Consider the following 24,390-nt stretch of genomic DNA (forward strand, 5'->3'; position numbering starts at 1 on the left):
ATAATCCTTTTTTTGCTTAAAGACCCTGTATTCAGGTAAAAATTGCGTAATAAATACCAGGAGCGGTAATTCGAAGACACAACTATAAGTCTAATTGTTGATCGTATTTAAAGAGCAAATACGGCCCGATTTATTTGAATGTGTTGGGAGGCTTATATACCTCAAATCTTAGCAAATCTCCTTGAAAACCCGAGAATAAGGCCGTTTATATGTATTAAATACGTTATATGTAGACAAAAATAACTTTTAAATTTTAAAAACCTTTATTTTTCAAATTAAATCGTTTAAAACTATTATTTTATTAATTAAACCTTTTTAAGCTATTTTTTGGCATAAGTATATTTATATTTAATATAGCGAATTTTAGAATTGTCAAGCTGCATGTAGTCGGCAAGACAACCAGAATAGGTAAATTAAACAGGTAATTTAAGGTACAAAACAAAATCGAGTAATATAAAGAAAAATAAAAATAAAAAATAAAAAAAATAATTAAAGTTTTAAAAATAAATGGGGTTTAAATAAATTTCTGGAGTGAGGTATGTGTTGGAAATGAAAAAGATACTGGGAATTTTCCTGGCAGTCTGCTTTGTACTGTCAGTGACAGCTGCAGCAGCAAGTGCAGCGCCTTGGGATCACAACAAGAACAAATTTAAATTTGACAAACACGACAAGAAAAAGTGGGACAACGACAAGAGAAAATGGGACAACGACAAGAGAAAATGGGATAACGACAAGAGAAAGTGGAATAACGACAAGAGAAAGTGGGATAACGACAAGAGAAAGTGGAACAATAAGAAACATGGCAAAGAGTACAACAAATGGTACAAAACGTATATGAGCTGGTTCGTCAGCTACAAAATATTTTACAGTTCTTACAATAAATTCTACAGCTATTATTATGAGTACTGCTACGTATTTTCTACAGTATATAAAGGCCACTATGGAAGCAGATGATGAGAATTGGCTGTAAAAAGACAATTATCTCGTCATACACTCCTCGATTAAATAAACAACGATCTGGATTAAGAAGTAGTTTTGATTGAAGTTGGGAGTGGGTCATGTGTTGAAAATGAGACAGATGCTGGGATTTTTCCTGGCATTCTGTTTTGTGCTGTCAGTGGCGGTTGCATCAGTAAGTGCAGCACCCTTGGACAATGACAGATGACAGGAACAAACAGGATGGCAACAGGAACAAGTTTGACGACCACGACAGGAATAAGTGGGACAACAAAAAGAAAAAGTGGGACAATGACAGGAATAAGTGGGACAACGACAAGAGAAAATGGGATAATGATAAGAGAAAGTGGGACAACGACAGGAAAAAGCGGAACAATAAGAAACATGGCAAAGAGTACAACAAATGGTACACGGCTTATATGAAATGGTTCAATATGTATATAAAATGGTTAGGAGGTTATAACAAATTTTACGGCGATTATAACAGATACTACTGAGACAAATGATCAGAGTCGGTTGTAATAGATAATCAGAGTTGGCTGTAATAGATAATTAGAGTTGGCTGTAATAGATAATCAGAGTTGACTGTAATAGATAATTAGAGTTGGCTGTAATAGATAATTAGAGTTGGCTGTAATAGATAAAATCAGAGTTGGTTGTAATAGATAATCAGAGTTGGCTGCAATTTATGTAAACTAAGATGATAATTGCTTCGCCATACACCCCTTTGGATTTAAAAACAATAAGAAAGTATGGGAGAATCACGAGTTCTCTACCCTGAAGAACAAAGTGAACTCTCCCTGATTCCTTTTTTCTTTTATATTATTGCATTGTGTTACAGTACGTTATGTTATATTTTTGTTGAGTCGTATAAATTTAGCTTCCTTTTCGCTATTTATCTGTGATTGTTTTATCCCAAAATTATTTCGCTTTTTTAATTTCTTTTATTGCATTTAGATATCGTATGCATGTGATCCATTATTTTAGTCCAACTTCGAATTTGCTTCATTTTACGTAATCATCTCACAATACAAAAATGGAGTTGGAATTTACTTAAACGTTTAACATTTAACGTTTAACATTTTTCGTCGCCTGCTGCTGTATCGTGTATTGGACTGCCAAATGGTTTTGAGTCTGCGAAATGATTTCAGGATACAACACTTAGACTTGTTAGTGAAAACCAAGCTGTAGCTCTGGAAATTCTGAATGTTAAAGGTATGGCTAAGAATCACCATTTACCATAGGCTATAAGTGATTCTGCATGGAACAGTTTTGTAACAAAGTTAGAATATAAAGCTAAATGGCTCGGGAAAACTGTGTTAAGAATAGGGCAATTTGAGCCTTCTTCTAAGCTATGTAACGTATGTGGATACCACAAATAAAGAGCTTCAATTTAAAGAGCTTCAATTAAAAGACAGAGAATGGACTTACCCCGATTGTAGAAAAAAGCATGATAGATACATAAATTCCACTATCAATATCAAGAAATTCGCTCTCATAGATCAAAATCTAATTGGATTGTAACATCTACGGAACATGGAGAAGAGCTTGAGGACTTGTCCTCAATGGAGAGAGGAATGAACCAAGAAGCTACTCTGTCTTTAGCTGAGGGGTAGTTCACCTGTAATTCTCATCTATTAAAATCACAATATTCTCACGCCCGTGCTTGAACTTCTTAATCAGTCCTCTCTTTTCCAGTTCTGAAAGCATGAGGCTGACTTTTACTTCGGAATACTCCAGCCTGCTGCGCAGATCCTTTTGCGTAATTCTACCCCTGTGGCCCCGAATCACATCCAGGATTTCTCGAAGATCCTTAGTAAGCGGAAGATCCTTCGTGAGAGGGAATTTACTTAAATCAGCAGGCTCAATCTTGGAATTATCTGGTACTTCTATCCCTTGTTCTCCAGGCTCTATTATCAACTCTTTTGCTGGAACTGCATCTCGGATGTTTTCAGACCCCTGCTTTACACCAGAACCAGGAATTTTAGCGAGGGTATTTGCCAGAAACCCGGATGTATAGAACCTCCTTTCCTGATACCTGTTTATTTTCATCTTTTTCTGCTTTCTGGAAAGTTTATAACCTCCGCCGAGCAGAAAAAGAACCATGAGGGCTACCGGAAGGTAGCTTACAGTAAAAAAGCCAGTCCTGGTTTTTTCGGTGGGATCGACGTTATTGACATTACTTATTTCGTTTTCGGTTATTTCCTTTACGGGATTTTCGGAGACTGGATAAAGCAGGAGATCGAAGACATAGTTTCCTTCCTCTTCAATCTTCAAAGTTGTTTCTTTTGAATAGACAATAGTGCTGTTCCGGTAATACCTGGCTGTAATAAGGTAGTCTCCAGGTCCGAGTTCAAAAGAATAATTGCCATCTTTTGCCAGCACTGATTGAGGAGGATTGGAATTGATACAAATCACTGTATCATTTAGGGGTTCAAGGGTATCCCATGCATATGTTGCCCCGTGGATTGTTGCAGTGATGTTGCTGTCTGCTAAGAAAGGTACCCCTGAAGTGGGAGTTACCACTAAAGCAAGTAAGGCAGTAGTGCACAGAATGTAAAACCTCAAGTTCATCTCTTCCAGTTATTTCTACCAGTTAATCCAGTATTACCAGTTGATCCAGTATTGTAAGCCGAGGTTATAGGAATAAATTGCTAAAAAATTTGAATAAGATGCCTCTTCAAATTTTTCCGAATATAAAATATGTTATCCTTTTTTTCGGATGATTTCAATGACTCGCCCCCATGACCCAAACTGGATTTTGCTATAATGAGCACGTTTCAAAATTGATCCCAAGAAGTCAAATATAGAATTTTAAAACCAGCTCACTGAACAGTTTCCCCATGTTTATAGACTAGTACGGCTATAAATTACAATTAAGTAAGTATAGATGATAAATAAATATATCGTTTATTATTTATTTCAATTTAAATAAAACAAAAAAAACGTGACAGTGCTCTAATCCTTCTTTTTGAAACCTCACATTTTTATTAAAGCGGATAGATTATAAAAAATTAGCAAACAAAATTACCAGAAAGATGGCAGACTGTATTATTCAACAGAAAGACTGACAGCGTTGCTAAACAGGATCATTAAAACAGGAGTTTTTATACAAAGTACTCTGCTCTGGTAATTTTGTATCATATCAGGAATTAACCTTTTTATTTTGGATTCAAAGGCTTTTATCCTTTATTTCAGGCATGTATATCTATATCCATTATAACCGTCGAGGTATCCTTTTTTGTACCCGCTATTATAAGTGTCTTTGTAATTCTCAGTCCATCTGTTGTCATCGGGAGGAGAGGGGATTTTCGAGAGGGTTTCTCTGCTGCCATATTTATTGCAATCTTTTTGTCCCTGTTTTCTGCCATCTCCGTAACCTTTTTTATAACCATCGTTATATCCGTCTTTATTCTTGCTATTACCAGCTGCGCTTGCTGCTGCAGCCGTCACTGACAGTACAAAGCAAAGTACCAGCAAAATGGCACAAGTCTTTTTTATTCTCTCAAACTTTGTATTTACCATAAATTAACTCCTGACTTTTTTGATTGAAAAACAATTTATATACGAGTTCATCCCAAAACTTGAAATTTGCTTTTTGGACCTTGTATTTTGAAGAATCAATAAAGCTCCTGATCATGGTAACAATTCTGAAAATTCCCAATGATCAAGAATAAAGTAGCTTTTGAGATAGGCTCTACGTGTGAAAAAGAATCCTTAAACTCACCAATCTGGACTCAATCCTGAAATTCACCAACCTGAACTCAATCCTGAAATTCACCAACCTGGACTCAATCCTTAAGCTAACTAACTTGAGATCTTCACTTGTATGCAATTTCGACTTGACCTTGCAGCTCTGGAAGAAATTGCCTAACTGTTTTACCGGCACCTATTAACTGACAATTCTAATATTAGCCGTATTAAATATAAATATACTTATAATAAACCCAGATTGAATACTGTTAAATTACCAAAATAATTATTTCTAAACCTTTAATTTAAAATTAAACCATATATAACCTCTTTAATCTATATTAAAATAATAAAAATCCTTTTTTATGATATCTAACTAAAATACCTGCTTTTCGCAGCTTGTACTGGTTAAAAATAGCTTCAGTTAAAAAAATTATAATGAAATTAATATTCTCCTGAAAATTCGATATAAAAGGGCAAAAGAAAAACTAAAGAAAATGTGAAGGGAAAATCAGGCAAAAGCGCCTCTTAACTATTCGAATTTGAAATTCAGATATCCGGCCTTTCCAGCTTTTCCAGTATATCCGCATATTCTTTGTGTTGCTTTTGAGCTTGCTCCTTAAGTTGCTTTTCGGATGATGGAAGCCTGAGAGCCTCAATATCCCAGTTTGCCTTCTTTGTTCCTGCTTGGTACACGCTCTCAAGAAAATCTAGAACCGCTTTTTCCGGTGAATCTGCTGCATTTCGGACATCTTCATACCTTAGAAGCGCAAGCCCGGCCTGATGGCTCCAGAAAGCTTCTTTTGGGCTTAGCGGCTCATTCATGAAGCCCGCTGGCTGCGGGTGCATATAAGCATAAAAAGCCGGTTCCCTTACCTGCTGGTCTCCAGCCCAGAACCCGAAGCTGATAATTTCATGTGAGGAAGCCTCAAGTTCTACAGAATTTGCTCCTTCCTTGACAGGCGCAGGCCTGCCTGAAAATAGAGTCAGGGCAAGGTCAGCGTGATGCCAGAAAAAGTGCACAGGCGAACTTTTTCCTATAAACCAGCCCCTGAAAACCTGAAAGATAGACCAGACCTGCACAAGGATTCTCCAGAAACGGTTCACGTATTCTTCGTCATAGGCAGTATGCTGGTAATCGGATGGAAAAGGTTCGGTACTTACCTCAGGGATATCATACGGCACAGGCCTGATGCCCACCATAATCCCAAGCTCGCCCAAACTTGAAAACACTCTGTCATAAAAAACGGCAACCGAAAGCCTTTTTAAAGGCACGGTTTTCAAGTCCCCTTCACTGGTCTCAATCCTTAAAACATGCTCCTTGTCCCGAAAATTAAATTCCATCTCAAAAGTCATGTCCTCATAAGGAATAGGTCCGGTAGTGAGTCCACGCACTGAAACATAAAACGGCACATGCCACCAGTGGTTCATTTTCGGAAACAACGCAAGCCTGACCTTCCCAACAATTTGCAGGAACAGATGCAGCGTATTCTTCGTACCTTCCCATTCTTCAAGCGGCAAAGGCGGGAATTGAATATCCCGCGTAAAGCTAGTGTTTACCATAAGTACCCCTCTGGAAAATTCCTGGATTACTACATCAATGACTGTGTCAATAACATATCAATGATTCTATATTTTGGCGACGATTCTATCAAATTTATAAAACCATGATTATGAGTTGTAGATTCCGTTAATTTATAAGTTTAAAACCTTTCCTGCCCGAGTAAAAAAAATAAAATATCGACTCTGGAGCTCTGGATAAGGATTTTTGAATTAATAGCTTATGTTTTATTTATCAGGCAGGATTTGAATGTTCAACGTATTCTATTACCAAGTCGTCGGGATGCTTCACTGTCATGTTCCTACCGGTTGGGACCTTATCCGGGCCCTGTAGAATTTCTCACCTTTTTCTTCCAGATAAGCCTTAAATTCGCCAAGAGAATCAACAAGAAAGGTAACATGCGTACTTTTGAAGGAGTTTAGGGCTTCATCAGGTCGACCAGACTATTGGCAAATATTTTCAATCTGAGCCAGTTCTAGGCCGATTTTTTGTTATACTTCTATAAATCGTCATCTGCCCACAATATGAAAAATTATAGGACTTACGCACTTGAAGTTCCAAAAACTTCATTTCATAAGAAATATAATTATCTATAAGTAATCCACAAAAAACGTACGGAGTTATGGACATAAACCCACCCAAGTGTAATGACATCGACTACATTAATTTCTTCATCGCTGCTTCTAACGTTTTTAGTTGTACTGAAGCTGCTAGATGTTATCCAAACGTAGCTAATGCTCCTTCTCATGACGCTTTTACTCATTGCCTTCAAAGGCAGCCTCAAGACACGGAAGCACTATGGGAGGAAGTAAAAAGTCATGTCAAGCTTGAAGAAGGATTTCTAATTGTTGACGATTCAACATTAGATAAACCATACGCAGAAGAAATTGCTTTTGTTCGTCGTATGTGGAGTGGGAAACATCATCGTACTGTAAAGAGGATATGTCTTGTTTCCTTAGTTTGGACTGACGGTAAAACCGTTATACCTATCGATTTTCGAATTTATAACATCGATGAAGACGACAAAACGAAGAATGACCATTTCCGCGATATGCTTGATAAAGCCGAAAAACATGGTTTTAAGCCAGAATTTATTTTATTTGATACATGGTATGCAAGTGTGAAAAACCTTAAAGCCATTAGGAAGAAAGAATGGCATTTCCTTACAAGGTTAAAAAGTAATCATTTGGCAAACAAAGTTAAAAAGTAATCGTTTGGCAAACAAAGTTAAAAAGTAATCATTTGGCAAACAAAGTTAAAAAGTAATCGTTTGGCAAACAAAGTTAAAAAGTAATCGTTTGGCAAACAAAGTTAAAAAGTAATCGTTTGGTAAACAAAGTTAAAAAATAATCAGTTGGTAAATCCTGACAACAAAAGGAAATGTGCCACTTGAAACAGTAGATATTTCTCCAAAAGAACGTGCTGTTCACCTCAAAGCATATGGATTTGTAAAAGTGTTTTGAATAGTTTCAAAAGATGGAGACATGCAACACTGGGTTACAGATGTGCAGGAGATGGATGAAGCAAAACGTGAGAAGTTGGCAAAGAAGTCGTGGAAAATTGAGGAATATCATAGAGGAATAAAGTAATTCTGTGGTGTCGAAAAATGCCAGGCAAGAAAGGAAGAGTCACAAAGAGCACATATAAAGTTCTCACTAAGAGCTTTTCTTAGACTGGAATTACAAAGAATCAAAAATGGAATATCCTGGTTTGAAAGTACTATGAAAATTAGAAGAGTGGTGGTGACGGAATATTTAAATAACCCCCTGTACACAGTAAATTACTTTTCAGACAGGGAAAGTTGTTTAAAATGATATGTTAAGAGCCAACTGCGTAACTCCTATAATTATTTATATGTTTTAAAACAATGGATTAAAAATTATTTTTCGAGTTGAAGTTCCATTGAGGTAGGCCAGTAAATGGATAATGATGTGATAGAAGAACTGCGGGAAATTGTACTTGAATCTCTGCAATCTGAAGAAGGAAATTTAAACAAAGCAGTTGACCTTGCAATAAACTTCTCAAGAGAAAATTCGATTTCTTTCGATCAGCTATTAGATCTGAGCACTCTTTGTGAGTCGGAAGGATCCTATGAATTGGTATATATATTTGCAAAGACCGCTGCAAGCTTATCAACGGGACCTGAAAAAGCAGTTGCTCATTATAATGCGGGAACTGCTTCTTACTTTTTGAACCTACCTATGGAAGCAGAAGAACAGTATAAGCTTGCTCTGGAAGCAGACCCCAATGATGCAAGTACACACTCAAATTATGGAATTCTCCTGAAACAAATGGGGAGCTTTGGGGATGCAGAGAAACAATATAAACTTGCTCTGGAAGCAGACCCCAGCCATGTCAGCACACATTCTAATTACGGAAATCTACTTTCAGATATGGGATGCCATGAGGAAGCAGAAGAACAGTATAAACTTGCTCTTGAAGCAGATTCAAAACATGTAAACACACACTCAAATTACGGAAATCTCCTCCAAAAAATGGGGCGACGCGATGAAGCAGAAGAACAGTATAAGCTTGCTCTTAAAGCAGATCCCAATCATCTCAACACGCATTCTAATTACGGAAATCTTCTTATGGATATGGGAAGCCTTGAGGAGGCAGAAGAACAGTATAAACTTGTTCTAAAAGCAGACCCCAAAAATGTAAACACACGTTCAAATTACGGAAATCTACTTTCAGATATGGGAAGCCTTGAGGAAGCAGAAGTACAGTATAAACTTGTTCTGGAAGCAGACCCCAAAAATGTAAACACACGCTCAAATTACGGAAATCTACTTTTAGATATGGAACGCCTTGAGGAAGCAGAAGAACAGTATAAACTTGCTCTCGAAGCAGACCCCAAAAATGTCAACACACACTCAAATTACGGGAATCTACTTTCAGATGTGGGACGCCTTGAGGAAGCAGAAGAACAGTATAAACTTGCTCTTGAAGCAGATCCAAAACATGTAAACACACACTCAAATTATGGAATTCTTCTCCAAAAAATGGGGCGCATTGAAGAGTCGAAACAAAGATACGAAAAAGCACTCGAAATGAGGCAAAAACTCTTCAATAAAGACCCCGAAAATGTAGCCTATCAGTCAGATGTAGCAATGACACTGAACAATTTAGGTGCCTTGCTTTCTGATATGGGGCACATTGAAGAGGCAAAACAAAAGTACGAAAAAGCACTCGAAATGAGGCAAAAACTCCTCCAAAAAGACCCCGAAAACGTAGCTTATCAATCTTACATAGGAACGACGCTCAACAATTTAGGTACCTTACTTTCCGAGATGGGGCACGTTGAAGAGGCGAAACAAAGGTACGAAAAAGCACTCGAAATGAGGCAAGAACTTCTCCAAAAAGACCCCAAAAACGTAGCCTATCAGTCAGATGTAGCAATGACGATCAACAATTTAGGTGCCTTGCTTTCTGATATGGGGCGCATTGAAGAGGCAAAACAAAAGTACGAAAAAGCACTCGAAATGAGGCAAAAACTTCTCCAAAAAGACCCCGAAAACGTAGCTTATCAATCATACGTAGGGACTGCGTTCAACAACCTGGCAGGAATCTACAAAGATATGGGAAAATATGAAGAGGCAATGAACCTGTATCATAAATCTCTTAATATCCGTGAAAAATTGCTGGGGCCAGGACATTCTGATGTTGCAAATACTCTAAACAATATAGCTGTTCTCTACAGAGAAACTGGAAGATATGAACAGGCCCTTGAAACGTTTAATCGTGCACTAGAAATCCTGAAGAATATTTATGGATCAGAGAATACTGATTACGGATCAGAGCATCCTGATGTTGCAAATACTCTAAACAATATAGCTGTTCTCTACGGAGAAACTGGAAGATATGAACAGGCTCTTGAAACGTTTAATCAGGCACTAGAAATCCTGGAGAATATTTACGGAACAGAGCATCCTGATGTTGCAATTACTCTAAACAACATGGCTATTCTCAATAGGGAAATGAGAAGATATAAAGAAGCTCTCAAAATGTTTAATCGTGCACTCAAAATCCTGGAGAGTGTTTATGGATCAGGCCACCCTTATATTCAAAAAATTCAAAGAAATATAATTAGCATTAACAAAAATACTGGTAGATAAAAAGGTTCTTCTTCAAGCTAAATGGGAATATTAAAATATTTGCGTAAAAATAAAAAATTCTGATTTATAGAAAAAGGGAGAGTCGAGAGTTCTGAATCACATTCCTGAATATAAAAAAAGTCAGAAAGACAAATTAGATGATGTTTCTGTGGATTACAGTGCCAGAGAAACGATCTTTGTACCAGGTGTTTACATACGTATAAATGAAGATACTTTAAGGATTTGTTTAAGTAATCACCTGAAACAATTAGAGAAGAAGAGTCGCTGGACTACTCCTTATGCTATATTTGTCACTATTGTAATAACAGTTATCACTTCTGATTTTCATAATTTTATCGTAAGTGGTGATACATGGCAAAAAATATTTTATATTGCTGGTATAATTTCAGCTTTTTGGTTTATTTACTCAGTTTTGAATGCACGAAAATCAGAAACTGTAGATGATGTAATTAACAATTTAATTGAAAAAGCTCAAAAATAACATTTAAATTATTTATTTTCAGTTATTTTTTGAGTGTTCCACGTATTCTATTACCGAGCCGTCGGGATTTTTTACTGTCATGTTCCTGCCGGTTGGGACCTTATTTGGGCCCCGGAGAATTTCTGCACCTTTTTCTTCCAGATGAGCCTTGAATTCATCAAGAGAATCGATAAGAAAAGTAGCCTGCGTGCTTCTGAAAGGTTTTAGGGCTTCATCCGAGCCGGCTATTAGTAAAATATTATCTATTTGAGCCAGTTCCAGGCCGATTTGTGGTATTTCAAAGCGCATGGCTGCGGGGGAGCCGAGGAGTTCTTCATAGAATTCGAGGGCTGAGTTGAGGTCGTTTATGTAGAGGCGGGAGAGGGTTTGAAGGATTTTCATTGTATCACAGAAACCTATTTTTGCTATACTTCTATAAATCGTCATCTTTCCCACAATATAAAAAATTATTTATATGTTTCAAAACAATGAATTAAAAATTATTTTTCGGGTTGAAGTTCCATTGAGGTAGCCAATAAATGGATGATGTGGTAGAAGAACTGCTGAGAATTGTAGTTGAATCTCTACAATATGAAGAAGGAAATTTAAATGAAGCAGTTGACCTTGCAATAAACTTTTCAACAAAAAATTCGATCTTTTTTGATCAGTTATTATCTTTGAGCACTTATTGTGGATCAGAAGGGTCCTATGAATTAGCATATGTATTTGCAAAGACCACTGCAAACTTATCAACAGGATCTGAAAAAGCAGTTGCTCATCATAATGCAGGAACAGCTTCTTACTTTTTGAACCTACCTATGGAAGCAGAAGAACATTATAAACTTGCTCTGCAAGCAGACCCCAAACATGTCAACACACACTCCAATTACGGACTTCTCCTTTCAGATATGGGGCGCCGTGACGAAGCAGAACAGCAGTATAAACTTGCTCTAAAATTAGACCCCAAACATGTCAACACACACTATAATTACGGAATTCTTCTTTATGATATGAGGCGCCTCGATGAGGCAGGGGAACAATATAAACTTGCTCTTGAATCAGAGCCCAAACATGTAAAAACACACTATAATTACGGAAATCTCCTTTCAGATATGGGGAGCCTCGATGAGGCAGAGGAACAGTATAAACTTGCTCTTGAATCAGAGCCCAATGATGCAGACATACACTATAATTACGGACTTCTTCTTTATAATATGGAGAGCCTCGATGAGGCAGAGGAACAGTATAAACTTGCTCTTGAATCAGAGCCCAATGATGCGAGCACACATTCAAATTATGGAATTCTCCTTTCAGATATGGGGCGCCGTGACGAAGCAGAGGAACAGTATAAACTTGCTCTTGAATCAGATCCCAAACATGTCAACACACACTATAATTACGGAAATCTCCTTTCAGATATGGGGCGCCTCGATGAGGCAGAGGAACAGTATAAACTTGCTCTTGAATCAGATCCCAAACATGTAAAAACACACTATAATTACGGAAATCTCCTTTCAGATATGGGGCGTCTCGATGAGGCAGAGGAACAGTATAAACTTGCTCTTGAATCAGATCCCAATGATGCGAGCATACATTCAAATTACGGAATTCTCCTTTCAGATATGGGCCGCCATGAGGAAGCAGAAGAACAGTATAAACTTGCTCTGGAAACAGACCCCAATGATGCAGACATACACTATAACTACGGAAATCTCCTGAAACGAATGGGGCGACTCGATGAGGTAGAAAAACAGTATATACTTGCTCTGGAAGCAGACCCCAAACATGTCAACACACACTATAATTACGGAAAGCTCCTGGAACAAATGGGGCGACTCGATGAGGCAGAAAAACAGTATAAAATAGCAATAGGTATAGACCCCAAAATGCCAAATAGCCACGGTGCCTATGGCTTACTTTTGTTTTTCCAAGACTTAGAAGAAGAAGCTATTAAAGAAACAGAAGTTGCATCCCGCTTATGTAGAGAAAACGGAGATAAAGTTAAGGAACATCTATCCTTGGCATGGCTTTATGAAAAATTTGCAAACAAATATTATAATTTAAAAGACTATAAAAAGAGTGGAGAATATGCTGAAATTTCAGGAGACGAATATATCGAAGCAGGTAAGCAGGCAGGAGAGAGTTTTAAGGACACTTCTTTAACTAAAGGCTATACGCTCAAAGGAAGAGCTAAAATTCGGAAGCTTGAAATTAAAACTCCTTTTTACAAAGACATAATTAAAAGAATCTGGAACAAGGAATCTTACGAGATTGAAAAATTTACGAAAATCATTAATTGTATTAAGGATGCGTCAATATGCTATGAAAAAGCAGCCAAAGCGTCTCCAAAAGATAATCAATTATGTAATGCTTGTTCAATTTCAATGTCCTGTCTTTCGGAAATGCTCGACTATATGTTTGCAGTTATAAAGCAGAAAAAAACACCTGAGCTTGAAGATAAATTGAAAAATTGGAATGAAAAGTTGTCAATTGCCAAAGGTGCATATCAAGAGCATAGTAAAGGAGAACTCTTTATCGAATCTCTATATAAATTAATGGGATGCATTCAGAATCTGGACAAATATAAAAAGTATGGAACGAGAGAGTATGGAAGAGCTTTTGAGGAATGTCGCAAAGAATTAACTGAAATAGCAAATAATATAGAAGGTCCTATTCAGAAAATCATTGAGAATGTAACGAAAAAAATGGATGTATGTCGGCTCAAACAATTACCTTATGCAGGTACTGAGACTGGATATATACCTCAACCTAATAAATTATCTCAATTTTTGAAATGGATTTTAGATCCAAAAAGAATAGGAATAGGAGTATTTGGAATCATAATTACAGTTATTGTTAATCATTACAATGAATATCTTTTTTCTTTGATCAAAAGAACTGTAACTATGCTTCTCAGTAAAATATAATCCATTTTAATCTGTTTTTAGAAAAAAACTGGTTTTACTGTGCTCAGATTTCATTCTGGCCCACAACAAATTATTCCACAACAAATATTACTAACCTATCTTATTATCTGGCTTCAGGTTTCAAATTGAAATACATAAGAAAGGCTAGAAAAATGTTAATCCTCGATTACCCTTATGTCTCCGAATTACTAAAAAATACTGCTGCGGAATTACATATTCCTGTTTTAAAAAATGAAATGGCAGCCGGACTGAAGACTGAAAAAAAGCTAAACCTCCTTGAGGAAGCTGAATTTATCAAATTAATAAAAGAAAAAGGCGAATGTGCCCTTTATTCCAATTCAGAAAACTCTATTGGCTGGATTTCGGAAAATCTTAGTTTTACCGGGTTGCCTGAGAAAATCGAGCTTTTCAAAAACAAAGTTAAGTTTAGAGAGTTGCTGGAAAGGCTTTACCCCGAATTATATTTCAAGAGTGTTAAATTTGAAGAACTGGACGAAATCCGGGTTGATGAAATCAAAAAACCGTTTATCATAAAGCCTGCTGTTGGATTTTTCAGCCTCGGGGTGCATAAGGTTTCCACCAACGAGGAATGGAATTTGGTCCTGAAGTCCATAAAGGCTGAGGTTGAAGAAATCAAAAAGCTTTATCCGGCACCAGTTTTGAATGTGGAGAATTTCATTATCGAAGGAAATATCGAAGGGGAAGAGTTTGCAGTTGACGCTTATTTCAACCGCGAAGGAAAGCCGGTAGTCCTCGACATCTTCAAACATATCTTTTCTTCGGAAAACGATGTCAGTGACAGGGTATATTTTACTTCGAAAACGATTATAGAAACCTACAGGGAAGCCATTGAGGATCTTTTAAAGGAAATCGGAAAGCTGGCCGGGCTCAGGAATTTTCCCCTTCATTTGGAACTTCGAATATCGCAGGACAGGCGGATCCAGCCTATTGAACTGAACCCGATGCGCTTTGCCGGCCTGTGCGTTACTGATATTGCATATTTTGCATATGGGATTAATACTTACAGGTACTTTCTGGAACAGCTTGAGCCGGACTGGAATAAAATTCTTGCAGATAAAGACGGAAAGAGCTTCTGCTTTGTTATGCTTAACAAATCGGAAGACCTCAATTTGAAGGACGTAAAGGATTTTGATTACGAAAAACTGCTTTCAGACTTCGAAAAGCCTCTGGAACTCAGAAAAGCGGATTACGAAACACGCGGCTACTTCGGGTACATGTTTACCGAAACCAGAGATAGTAACTGGAGCGAGATTGAAAGGATCCTGAAATCGGACTTGAGGGAATATATCACTTTCAAAGAAGCAGCGTCTGCAAGTTCTGTGCTCAAAAATGAAGATAAAAAATAATGCTCAAAAATAATGCTCAAAAATCAAAGTTGCGCTGGCGCACCCCGCTGCAAGCAACGGGGTATGTTCGCGCCACCGCTCGGTTGTATTGGCTTATTGAAAATCGATTATTTTCATTTGTTTGTATGCTTCTTTTTCTTCCTGATTTCCCTGATTTTCAATATAGCTTTTTATTACATCGGAAGTTGTTCCATCTCCTACGGTTCCGATGTATCCTCCATCACTCCACAGTTCACTACCCCAAAGCTGTTTTTTGATCTCGGGGTATTGCTTAAAAATTTGTCTTGCTGTAATGCTTTTTATTATTTGCATTACTCTTGAAGGAGAATATTTTGGTTCGGCACCAACAAAAAGATGGACATGATCACCATCAGTACCAATTGCATCAAACTCAAAACAGTACCTTTCACCAATTCCAAAGCATATGGTTTTCAAAAAACTAATGATTTCAGCATCTAAAAGAAGCTTTTTCCGATATTTCATACAAAAAACCATGTGGTATCTTATTTTATAGACACAATGGTTAAGCATGTCTGAGTTCCATTTACAGTACAAATGTAGCTAAAAATATAAGGTAGTTATTTAACAACGGTTCTCGGGGAAGTTTTCCATCCCCGCAGCAAGCTAGCGGGGTATTCGAATGAAATAAAGATCGAGCCTATCCCAAAACCTATTTTTAGATATATAGAAAAAGTTCAACTTTTGGCTGGTTATTTATAAAGAACGTACTATCAATGGCGTAAAGCATTGTGATATAAGCATTATAATATTATTTTTTGGTATGCCATTACATCTAGCAGTTGCCCAAATTTCTCACCTACTTCCTTATAATGTGCACATTTGCTAAAGCCGTTTCTTACAAATAAATTAATACTCTTAGAATTTTCTCCGCATATTGTCGCAATAAGTACGTGAATATTTTGCTTTTTTGCAACATCTTCAATGAACTTAACAGCCTGGATGCCTATGCCTTTACCGATGTAATCCGGCTTTAAGTATACAGTTACTTCAGCAGTTCCATCGTATGCTTCACGCTTTTTGTACTGAGTCAATATTACATATCCATTAATTTTATCAGCAGATTTTATGACAAAAGTTTTATATTTAGGATTTTCAAAGAATACCAATTCTCGCATTTCATCTTTTGAGAAAGCATGCGCGTGAAAGGTTACATTTGTGTTGAGAACATAGTGGGTATAAATTTCCAAAACATCATTCAGATGTTCTTCCTTTATTTCATCAAAAATAACTTTGCACATTTTGATCTGCCTTTAAAAACTTAATTTTCTTGTATTAAAAAGTAATTCAATCAGATTGGATTATTTTAAAGGTTTCCTGATGGTCGTTACGTGGAATCTAAAATTTGAGACAAACACAAGGAAGTACTGCAGCTTTGCCTTATCTCATGAAATTTACAGAAAAAGGGTCAAGGCTTGGCAAAATTAATGGATGAGCCTATCCCAAAACTTATTTTATTCTAAATCATCATGAGTTTTCAGGATCATTTTAGTGATTAAGAATTCAATTGATCGTCCCAATACGAGATTCAAAAATCAAATTTTGAGTTTCGGGATAGGCTCATCATTAAAGAAGTAGCTATAAATTTGCCCATCAAATAGCGAAGAGCCTTGATTTTTAACCTATCATTTTTATGAAAGTTCATTCACTAATCCATGCTTCTGCTTCAGAAAGCTCTTCATTCTTATAGGTTCTCACCGGAAAAGGAACAATAAACTTAAAGATTTCAACGGCAACATTCATCCAGTCCACGTCTGAAACAACTGCAATCTTTTCAAAGTCTGTAATGTTCAGTATGCCAACCTTGGCATCCTCCAGCATGGCATTAAGGGTAAACCACTCAAGATCCTTATCCATGTAATAAAGAATACGAACCTTACCGTACTTCTGGATTTTTTCCTCAACAGCAGGAATTAACACATTTTTGTAGTCATCTCCAGTTACTTCTCCACTTACATTGACTGCTACGACATTTCCCGGCAAACCCTGCATAATCTTTATCATTTAACTCCCCCTTTAGTATACGAGAAATTTGGCACTTCATAATATATTCAAATGGTTTTTCCTGCAAATTGCTATCCGATAGCAATTCAATATAATTTTCTTAACCTTATGCCATTAAATTTTTAAGTTTTTAATTTGAGTTTTTAATTTGAGTTTTTAATTAGAGTTTTTAATTAGAGTTTTTAATTAGAGTTTTTAATTAGAGTTTTTAATTAGAGTAGTATTTAATTTATTATTTTGAAATAATATAAACTTTGACTCAAACCATTAGACTCAAACCATTATATTCACGTCATATTCAAAAGATTCACCACGAAAAATAAATAGGACTTACGCGGTTGAATTGAGAAAACAATATCATCAAACCTTTAACTGTCCAAAATACCAATTTAAAACAAAATGTTCAGAACAATAATTTAATCTAAACTGTTCAAAATAATATTTTAAACTACAAAGTTGACTGTATTTGATTTCGTATCTTAAGTACGTAAGTCCTAATAAAATTAAAAGTTTCCAGTAGAATAACCGTAACTATTCAGCTTGGATAAAACAACATCATTAGTCATCTTGTATAAACTGTAATGGGCACTTTTTAGAGAGTTCATTTTTTAAATTGTTGACTATTGCTTTCGTTTCTCAGTTTTGCAGGGGTTAGCAATTTTATGTCTGTGATAATTAAAAATCAACATCAATAGACCGATTTTGATTACTCCGAATAGTTGCAAATAACCAGAAGTCATTGAATGAAGAAAGATAAAAACCAATAGAAACCGATCGATAATTATAATTAAAACTGTATGTCTAAACATATGATCTGCAAGATAAGATCAAAGGTTCGCAAATCCAGGCGGATATTTGATTGGTTTGATACATCCGTCATTCAAGGATTTCAACCAAAAAATTACCTTATTATAAGGAGATTAAAGCAAATATGAAACCTGCGCAGAATTCCAGAAGATCTTTTCATTATTCCCTCTTTCAGGGAATATTACCCCTCAAATCCAAGCAAATACCCCTGGAAATCGCCGCAGGGATAACATTCGCAGCGTTTGCCATCCCCGAAGTGATGGGATACACTAAAATTGCAGGCATGCCTGTAGTTACTGGAATCTACACGATCCTGTTTCCAATGTTAGCTTTTGCCATTTTTGGTTCATCCCGTCATCTTGTCGTTGGCGCCGATTCCGCAACCGCGGCAATTATAGCAAGTGGACTAACAACGATAGCCGTGCCGGGATCTTCCCAATATGTCGCATATGCGAGCGCAATCGCTTTACTCGTAGCAATCTTGCTTTTCCTTGGAGGCCTGCTACAACTTGGTTTTCTCGCGGACTTCCTTTCCTATACGATTTTGATAGGATTTCTCACAGGTGTTGGTATCTATATCTCTATATCACAGATTAGCGGGATGCTTGGGATACCTTCAGAACCGGATGGAACATCTGTGCAGATTCTCTCCTTAGTAAGAAACCTCTCGCTTACGAATACTTCCACACTCCTAGTCTCATTATCCGTAATCGGGGTTATTGTTCTTGGCGAAAAGCTCAGCCACAAATTTCCAGGTTCATTAATAGCGATTATTGGCGCAATTGCTGCAAGCCGGATATTAGATCTTTCTTCTTACGGGATTAGCATCCTTGGCGCAGTACCACAAGGTCTGCCGCAAATTTCTTTACCTCAAATCCCGCTTTCAAATCTCCCAGAGATCTTTAACATATCCATTTCTTGTTTTATAATTATCCTTGCCCAGAGTGCTGCAACATCTCGTGCTTATGCCATTAAGTTTTCCGACACTTTTAATGAAAATACAGATCTCATCGGATTGAGCCTTGCTAATGCGGCGGCAGGGATATCAGGGACTTTCGTTGTCAACGGCAGTCCAACCAAGACTGAAATGATCAAAAATGCCGGAGGTCGGACACAGCTTACTCAGCTCACAACGGTCTTCACTGTTATATTAGTCCTATTGTTCTTTACCAGGCCATTCGCCTATTTACCCACAGCTGTACTTTCGTCTATGGTATTCCTCATTGGTTTGCATCTTATCGATATCAAAGGGATGACCTCCCTTCACAGACAACGACCTGTCGAGTTTGCTGTCGCCTTGATAACGGCTATAACGGTCGTAGTTATAGGTGTCGAGCAGGGAATCCTTATAGCTATTGTACTCTCGATCATTGCTCACCTGCGCCATAGTTACAGGCCACTTAATTTGCTGCTTGTTCCAAAGGCCGGAGGGGCCATGAAGACGTTTCCACTAGAAAGTGGGCAGCAAGCTGTTGAAGGATTGTTAATCTACCGTTTTGGTTCAAACCTCTACTTTGCTAACGAAGGCCGCTTCGCGGAAGAAATAATAGATCTTGCCATAAAAAATGGTTCACTTAAATGGTTTTGCATTTCTGCCACAAACATTGGAGATATCGATTTCACCTCTGCAGAGACACTCAAAAAAGTGTATACAGAACTGCAAAAACTGGACATTACTCTTGTATTAAGTGAAGTAGTACAGCCTGTGATGAATGAGCTGGATAGAGACGGCATAACTCAAATGATTGGTAAAGACCATATCTTTGAATCAGTTCAGGATGTTATAGAAGAGTATAAGAGATCAACAGATAGTTCGTTACGCTAGATCTACAGATAATTTTTCACACTAATCTTAAAGCTTCAACTTTTCCCAGTGCCCGGAATTTCTGCACTGTAATCCTTTTTGCACTGGAATCCTTTTTTTAGGCGGTCACTTTGAAATTAGCACAACTACACTCCTACCCTGCACAATGTAGCTGTTCCCGTTGACCTGAGTTTCTTCTCCGGCTCCGGCAATTTCCTGAGGAGAAGGCAGGAAAGTATCGACTGCTCTATACCAGCTTCTACTTATACCTTTGAGTTCTGGAATTTCGAACTCAAGAGGCTCCCAGTACATATTCATCAGAACATGTATATCTTCTTCATCTCCTGGTTCCCCCATGGTAAAAGAAAGGGCTCTTGCATGAGGGTCATCCCAGCCTGGACTGTAGAGCTTACACCCATGCCAGGAAATATCTTTTAGCCCGCGTTCGTTTTCTTTGCCTGTAAAATATCGGGGGCGAAGGATAGTAGTATGGCGTTTCCGAAAATCAATCATCAATTTCCAGAAACGGAACATATCGTGATTTTTCTCTACTAAGTCCCAGTCAAACCAGCTGGTCTCATTATCCTGGCAATAAGCATTGTTGTTGCCTTTCTGAGTGCGTCTGACTTCATCTCCCATGCAAATCATCGGAACCCCTATAGACAGCAACAGAATTGCAGCGAAATTTTTGATCTGTCTTTCCCGCAAGGTTTCGACCTCCGGGTCTTCGGTCTCTCCCTCAACCCCGCAGTTCCAGCTTAAATTATTCTCAATTCCATCCCTGTTATTTTCCCCGTTAGCCTCATTATGTTTGTGGTTATACGAAACAAGGTCGTTAAGTGTAAATCCATCATGGCAAGTCACGAAATTAACACTATTGATCGGAAGCCTTGATTCGGACTGGTAGAGGTCAGGGCTCCCGGCAATCCGGCTTGCAACCCTCCTTACAATCCCGGGATCTCCTCTTACAAAGCGGCGGATCTCATCCCGATAATAACCGTTCCATTCAGCCCACCTTGGGCCCGGGAAGTATCCTACCTGATTGAGTGCAGCTGCATCCCAGGCTTCAGCAATCACTTTTATGTATCCGAGAGCATCGTCAAGTTCAATCTGCCATATAACAGGAGGATACTTCATAACCTTCCCATTGGTATCCAGCGAAAGGATAGAGCCCTCATCAAAACGAAAACCATCAACATGCATCTCTTTTGCCCAGTATTTCAAGCAATCAACTATCAATTTTTGGGAAATCGGATGGTTGCAGCTCACTGTGTTTCCACAACCCGAGTAATTGCTGTAGTATTGCTCGTCAGGTTCCAGGAGATAATATATGCTGTTATCTATACCCTTGAAAGAAAATACCGGACCCAGGTTGTCTCCTTCAGCTGTATGGTTGAAGACCACATCAAGAACTACCTCAATTCCAGCTTTGTGCAAAGCTCTTACCATGTCCCTGAATTCTTCCATATGAGCCCCATACTCAGGATTCACACAATAGCCGCTATGAGGCGCAAAAAAACATATAGGGTCATAGCCCCAGTATTGTTTTCTTCCGTCAAGGCTTGTTGCATCATCAAAATCAAAGACAGGCATTAATTCTACAGCTGTGATACCAAGTTCCTTGAGATATGGAATTTTGTCAATTACTCCTGAAAATGTACCGGACGCTGTAGCCCCTGATGTTGGAGATCGGGTGAATCCGCCTACATGTAGCTCATAGATGATGGTTTCATTCAGTTCTTGCAGCCTTTTTTTGCCGTAGAGCTTTTCGCCCATTCCGGGCATCTCATATATCTTTTCTGCAGTTACGTGACTGTTATTTCCCCATTTGTAGTGGGACATATCAATTACCACGCTACGCATAGAAAACGCAAGGTTGTCTCCTGGCATGCAGGCTTTTTCTCTGTTCCAGAGTGTTTTGTTGTTTCCTTTAGAATAAGGATCTATCAGGACCTTATCTCCATCAAAACGGCATCCTCTGGAGGGATCAAAAGGACCACCTATTCGATATGCATAGTGGACTCCAGGCTTCAGGCCTCGCACATATACATGCCAGAAGTGGAAGGTTTTATTAAGGGCAATACTTGTGGCTTCAGTGGTTTCACTATTCTCGGAAACCTTAACTGAGCTCTCAATATTTTCAATATCCTCGGAAACCTTAACTGAGCTTTCAATATTTTCAATATCCTCGGAAACCTTAACTGAGTTCTCAATATTTTCAGAATGGGTAAGTTCTCCAACTCTGTTTGTGTAAAGGATAAGAGCAGGGTTCAGATCATCACACTTATCAAAAAGCAAAAGTTCAACGTAATCTGCATGTTCGGAATAAATAGAAAAATTTACTCCATTTTCATCAGGCGTTGCCCCAAGAGGATGTGGATATCCTCTTTCGATAATATAGTGATATTCCTTTAAATTCTGTTTGTGGTCCGTATATAATTCTCCTAACATTTTTTGGGTTTCTGGAAGAATGCCTGAAGTTCTGCAAACTGCTACTCAGATCAAAATGTAACTCAGATAATCCAGCTTTTCAGTCGTTGACAGATTACTTGCTAACCTGTTTACTTTATTTTTCTTCTTTTAAGCAAATAATTTTTGCTGCCTTTGTCTTGTCCATTTAGAATTGCGAAGAGAGCAATTTCACGAAATTTCCCTTCCCAGCAGCCTATAAAAACTCATTATGTTGCTTTCAATACTTATCTATGGCTTTGTCTAGATTCATTAACCAGTTTACTTTCTGTAGAAATTCCGGAAAAATACCTATTTATCAATATACTTATTTATCAATGAAAGATTTATTTTCCTTTACAGATAGAAGCAGATGGAGTACCGGTTCTGGAAGACAATATCATAGAAGTAAATAACCTTGAATATTTTTTCGGCGAGATAAAAGCTGTCGATAACATCAGTTTTACGGTAAAAAAAGGGGAGATATTTTCTTTTCTCGGGCCAAACGGGGCTGGGAAGAGTACTGTAATTAATATTCTTACCACTCTCCTGCCTATGCAGAAAGGAAGAGTAACTATTGCAGGCTATGATTTGAGAACCGAGCCTGAAAAAGTCAGGGAATCAATAGGGATTGTCTTTCAGGAGTTAACTCTTGATAGGGATATGACTGTTCGGGAGATTCTTGAATACCACGGAAGGCTCTATTCCATGCCAAAAGTTCAAAGACAGGCGCGTGTTGACGAATTACTCAGTCTGGTAGAGCTTGAAGCAAAAAGGGATGTCCTGACAAGACATCTGAGCGGCGGAATGAAGCGCAGACTTGAGATTGCAAGAGGGCTCATGACCCGTCCGAGAGTGCTTTTCATGGACGAGCCTACAATCGGGCTTGACCCTCAGACAAGAATAAGAATCTGGGATTACGTAAAGGACATCAACCGGCAGGGCACAACTATTTTCCTGACAACCCATTACATGGACGAAGCCGACCAGCTCAGTGACAGAATAAACATCATAGATCATGGTGAAATCATTGTCACAGGCAAACCCTGGGAGTTAAAAAATGCGCTTGGTGAGGATCTTATATATCTCGAAACAAGTGATAACAGGGGAGCTTCCAGCCTGTTAGAGAAACTTGATACTGTAAAAGGGGTTCGAGGCAAATCAAAAGGAATAATTGCCATGGTCAATGTGGACGGTACCTACCTGCTGCCTGAGATCATGGATAAACTTCGGAACGGGGGGATTAAGATCAGGGCCGTAAACCTTAAAAAGCCATCAATGGACGACGTTTTTGTCCATTATACCGGAAGGGAGCTAAGGGATACAGGGACCGAAAAAACGACAGTGGTAAAACCAGGAAGGCGTTAATAGATGCATAAAGGCTTTCTTACTATATACTGGCGGGACATGCTAAGGTTTGTCCGGTTCCGAACTCTCCTGTTTACATCCCTTGTCCAGCCTGCACTCTGGCTGGCTTTTTTCGGAGTAGCAATGTCAAACAACTTTGAAAGGCTTACTGCAACCATGCCAGTCATTCCTGGAGTGAGGGCTGTGGGATACCTGACATTTATAGGTGCAGGCGTAATTGCCATGACCACGCTTTTTACAAGCCTTTTTGGGGGGACAGTGCTGTTATTTGACAAAAACTGGGGGCTTATGCGTGAGACCCTTTCAAGTCCTCTGCCAAGAATCCATATAATCATAGGGATAGGACTTTCAGCCATGACAAAATCCTTTATCCAGGCCACTGTGATCCTGGTTTTTGGGCTCTTACTAGGAGTCCAGTTTTTTGAAGGTTACACAGCAATACAGGTTCTGGTTTCACTCTTTGGGATCATGCTTTTTATAGGAGCATTTTCTCTCGGGTTTCTTTTCCTTTCGGCTGCAATAGCAATAACAATGGAAAGCCCGGAAGGAATGCAGGCTGTGATAACCCTGCTTACTATGCCTTTCTTTTTTACGAGCAATGCACTTTATCCTGCGAATTCATTTCCTCCCATGCTCCGGGCTCTGTCCACAGTTAATCCACTCACACATCTTGTCAGCGGAATCAGGTATTTTGCAATAGGGAGCGAATTCTCGTCAATCGGGCTCCGCTATACCTACACTCAGGGAGAGGTTATTGTCTCCTTCCTGGCTCTCCTGGCTTTTGCGGGGATAATGTTTCTTATTGCGAGGTGGAGGTTTACCAAGGTCACAGTTACATAATTGCAATACTGTTTATTT

At 38.2% G+C, this 24,390-nt stretch carries 16 protein-coding genes and 4 pseudogenes; 12 read left to right on the forward strand and 8 right to left on the reverse strand.

From position 1 onward, the window contains the following. Positions 1–549 precede the first annotated feature (549 nt). From MSBRW_RS11720 to MSBRW_RS21275, 3 genes and pseudogenes are all read left to right on the forward strand, one after another. Positions 550–954 carry a hypothetical protein gene (locus tag MSBRW_RS11720; protein WP_011307489.1) on the forward strand — a complete coding sequence of 135 codons (405 nt, stop codon included), beginning with the start codon at positions 550–552 and terminating at the stop codon, positions 952–954. Positions 955–1,154: 200 nt separating this feature from the next. Next, positions 1,155–1,454, forward strand: a complete 300-nt coding sequence (locus MSBRW_RS11725) for a hypothetical protein (protein WP_011307488.1) — start codon at positions 1,155–1,157, stop codon at positions 1,452–1,454. A 660-nt stretch (positions 1,455–2,114) separates the two neighbouring features. Further along, positions 2,115–2,481, forward strand: a pseudogene (locus MSBRW_RS21275) (zinc ribbon domain-containing protein); the annotation flags it as partial. A gap of 93 nt (positions 2,482–2,574) precedes the next feature. Here MSBRW_RS21275 and MSBRW_RS11730 read toward each other — a convergent pair. From MSBRW_RS11730 to MSBRW_RS11740, 3 genes are all read right to left on the reverse strand, one after another. Continuing rightward, positions 2,575–3,531 (reverse strand): helix-turn-helix transcriptional regulator, encoded by a 957-nt coding sequence (locus MSBRW_RS11730; protein WP_011307486.1) that lies wholly within the window; start codon positions 3,529–3,531, stop codon positions 2,575–2,577. Positions 3,532–4,146: 615 nt separating this feature from the next. Next, on the reverse strand, positions 4,147–4,482 hold the full coding sequence (locus tag MSBRW_RS11735) for a hypothetical protein (protein WP_011307485.1): 336 nt from the start codon (positions 4,480–4,482) through the stop codon (positions 4,147–4,149). Positions 4,483–5,199: 717 nt separating this feature from the next. Next, a complete protein-coding gene (locus MSBRW_RS11740; protein WP_011307484.1) occupies positions 5,200–6,213 on the reverse strand; it encodes a DUF5996 family protein in 1,014 nt (337 codons plus the stop codon). A 620-nt stretch (positions 6,214–6,833) separates the two neighbouring features. Here MSBRW_RS11740 and MSBRW_RS11745 point away from each other — a divergent pair. The 4 genes and pseudogenes from MSBRW_RS11745 to MSBRW_RS11755 all read left to right on the forward strand — a co-directional run. Continuing rightward, positions 6,834–7,406 (forward strand): annotated as a pseudogene (locus MSBRW_RS11745) (transposase); the annotation flags it as partial. 153 nt (positions 7,407–7,559) lie between these two features. Continuing rightward, positions 7,560–8,025, forward strand: a pseudogene (locus MSBRW_RS24475) (IS701 family transposase); the annotation flags it as partial. A 105-nt stretch (positions 8,026–8,130) separates the two neighbouring features. Then, the gene (locus MSBRW_RS20350; RefSeq protein ID WP_011307481.1) at positions 8,131–10,329 is read left to right on the forward strand and encodes a DUF2225 domain-containing protein; all 2,199 of its coding nucleotides are present in this window, start codon (positions 8,131–8,133) and stop codon (positions 10,327–10,329) included. Between the two features lie 148 nt (positions 10,330–10,477). Beyond that, a complete protein-coding gene (locus tag MSBRW_RS11755) occupies positions 10,478–10,810 on the forward strand; it encodes a hypothetical protein (protein WP_011307480.1) in 333 nt (110 codons plus the stop codon). 18 nt (positions 10,811–10,828) lie between these two features. On the opposite strand, the gene MSBRW_RS11760 is transcribed toward MSBRW_RS11755, so the two are convergent. Beyond that, on the reverse strand, positions 10,829–11,236 hold the full coding sequence (locus tag MSBRW_RS11760) for a VOC family protein (RefSeq protein ID WP_011307479.1): 408 nt from the start codon (positions 11,234–11,236) through the stop codon (positions 10,829–10,831). A 92-nt stretch (positions 11,237–11,328) separates the two neighbouring features. Here MSBRW_RS11760 and MSBRW_RS20355 point away from each other — a divergent pair, with 92 nt between their 5' ends. Then, entirely contained in the window at positions 11,329–13,716 is a 2,388-nt protein-coding gene (locus tag MSBRW_RS20355; protein WP_011307478.1) for a tetratricopeptide repeat protein, read from the forward strand. Between the two features lie 152 nt (positions 13,717–13,868). Continuing rightward, the gene (locus MSBRW_RS11770; RefSeq protein WP_011307477.1) at positions 13,869–15,083 is read left to right on the forward strand and encodes an ATP-grasp domain-containing protein; all 1,215 of its coding nucleotides are present in this window, start codon (positions 13,869–13,871) and stop codon (positions 15,081–15,083) included. 93 nt (positions 15,084–15,176) lie between these two features. Here MSBRW_RS11770 and tnpA read toward each other — a convergent pair. The 3 genes and pseudogenes from tnpA to MSBRW_RS11785 form a co-directional block, all read right to left on the reverse strand. After that, positions 15,177–15,627: pseudogene (gene tnpA, locus MSBRW_RS11775) on the reverse strand (IS200/IS605-like element ISMba18 family transposase). A gap of 217 nt (positions 15,628–15,844) precedes the next feature. Continuing rightward, positions 15,845–16,342, reverse strand: coding sequence for a GNAT family N-acetyltransferase (locus MSBRW_RS11780; protein ID WP_011307476.1), 498 nt, complete (start codon positions 16,340–16,342; stop codon positions 15,845–15,847). Between the two features lie 400 nt (positions 16,343–16,742). Continuing rightward, positions 16,743–17,105, reverse strand: coding sequence for a SpoIIAA family protein (locus MSBRW_RS11785; protein ID WP_011307475.1), 363 nt, complete (start codon positions 17,103–17,105; stop codon positions 16,743–16,745). A 931-nt stretch (positions 17,106–18,036) separates the two neighbouring features. Here MSBRW_RS11785 and MSBRW_RS11790 point away from each other — a divergent pair. Next, entirely contained in the window at positions 18,037–19,737 is a 1,701-nt protein-coding gene (locus tag MSBRW_RS11790; protein WP_011307474.1) for a SulP family inorganic anion transporter, read from the forward strand. A 105-nt stretch (positions 19,738–19,842) separates the two neighbouring features. On the opposite strand, the gene glgX is transcribed toward MSBRW_RS11790, so the two are convergent. Beyond that, positions 19,843–22,167, reverse strand: coding sequence for a glycogen debranching protein GlgX (gene glgX / locus MSBRW_RS11795; protein ID WP_011307473.1), 2,325 nt, complete (start codon positions 22,165–22,167; stop codon positions 19,843–19,845). Positions 22,168–22,602: 435 nt separating this feature from the next. Here glgX and MSBRW_RS11800 point away from each other — a divergent pair, with 435 nt between their 5' ends. Together MSBRW_RS11800 and MSBRW_RS11805 are read left to right on the forward strand one after the other, a co-directional pair. Further along, positions 22,603–23,532, forward strand: a complete 930-nt coding sequence (locus tag MSBRW_RS11800; RefSeq protein ID WP_080565367.1) for an ATP-binding cassette domain-containing protein — start codon at positions 22,603–22,605, stop codon at positions 23,530–23,532. A 3-nt stretch (positions 23,533–23,535) separates the two neighbouring features. After that, positions 23,536–24,372 carry an ABC transporter permease gene (locus MSBRW_RS11805; protein WP_011307471.1) on the forward strand — a complete coding sequence of 279 codons (837 nt, stop codon included), beginning with the start codon at positions 23,536–23,538 and terminating at the stop codon, positions 24,370–24,372. The last annotated feature ends 18 nt before the right edge of the window (positions 24,373–24,390 follow it).

The organism is Methanosarcina barkeri str. Wiesmoor (assembly GCF_000969985.1).
In the GTDB taxonomy this organism is placed as follows: Archaea; Halobacteriota; Methanosarcinia; order Methanosarcinales; family Methanosarcinaceae; genus Methanosarcina; species Methanosarcina barkeri_B.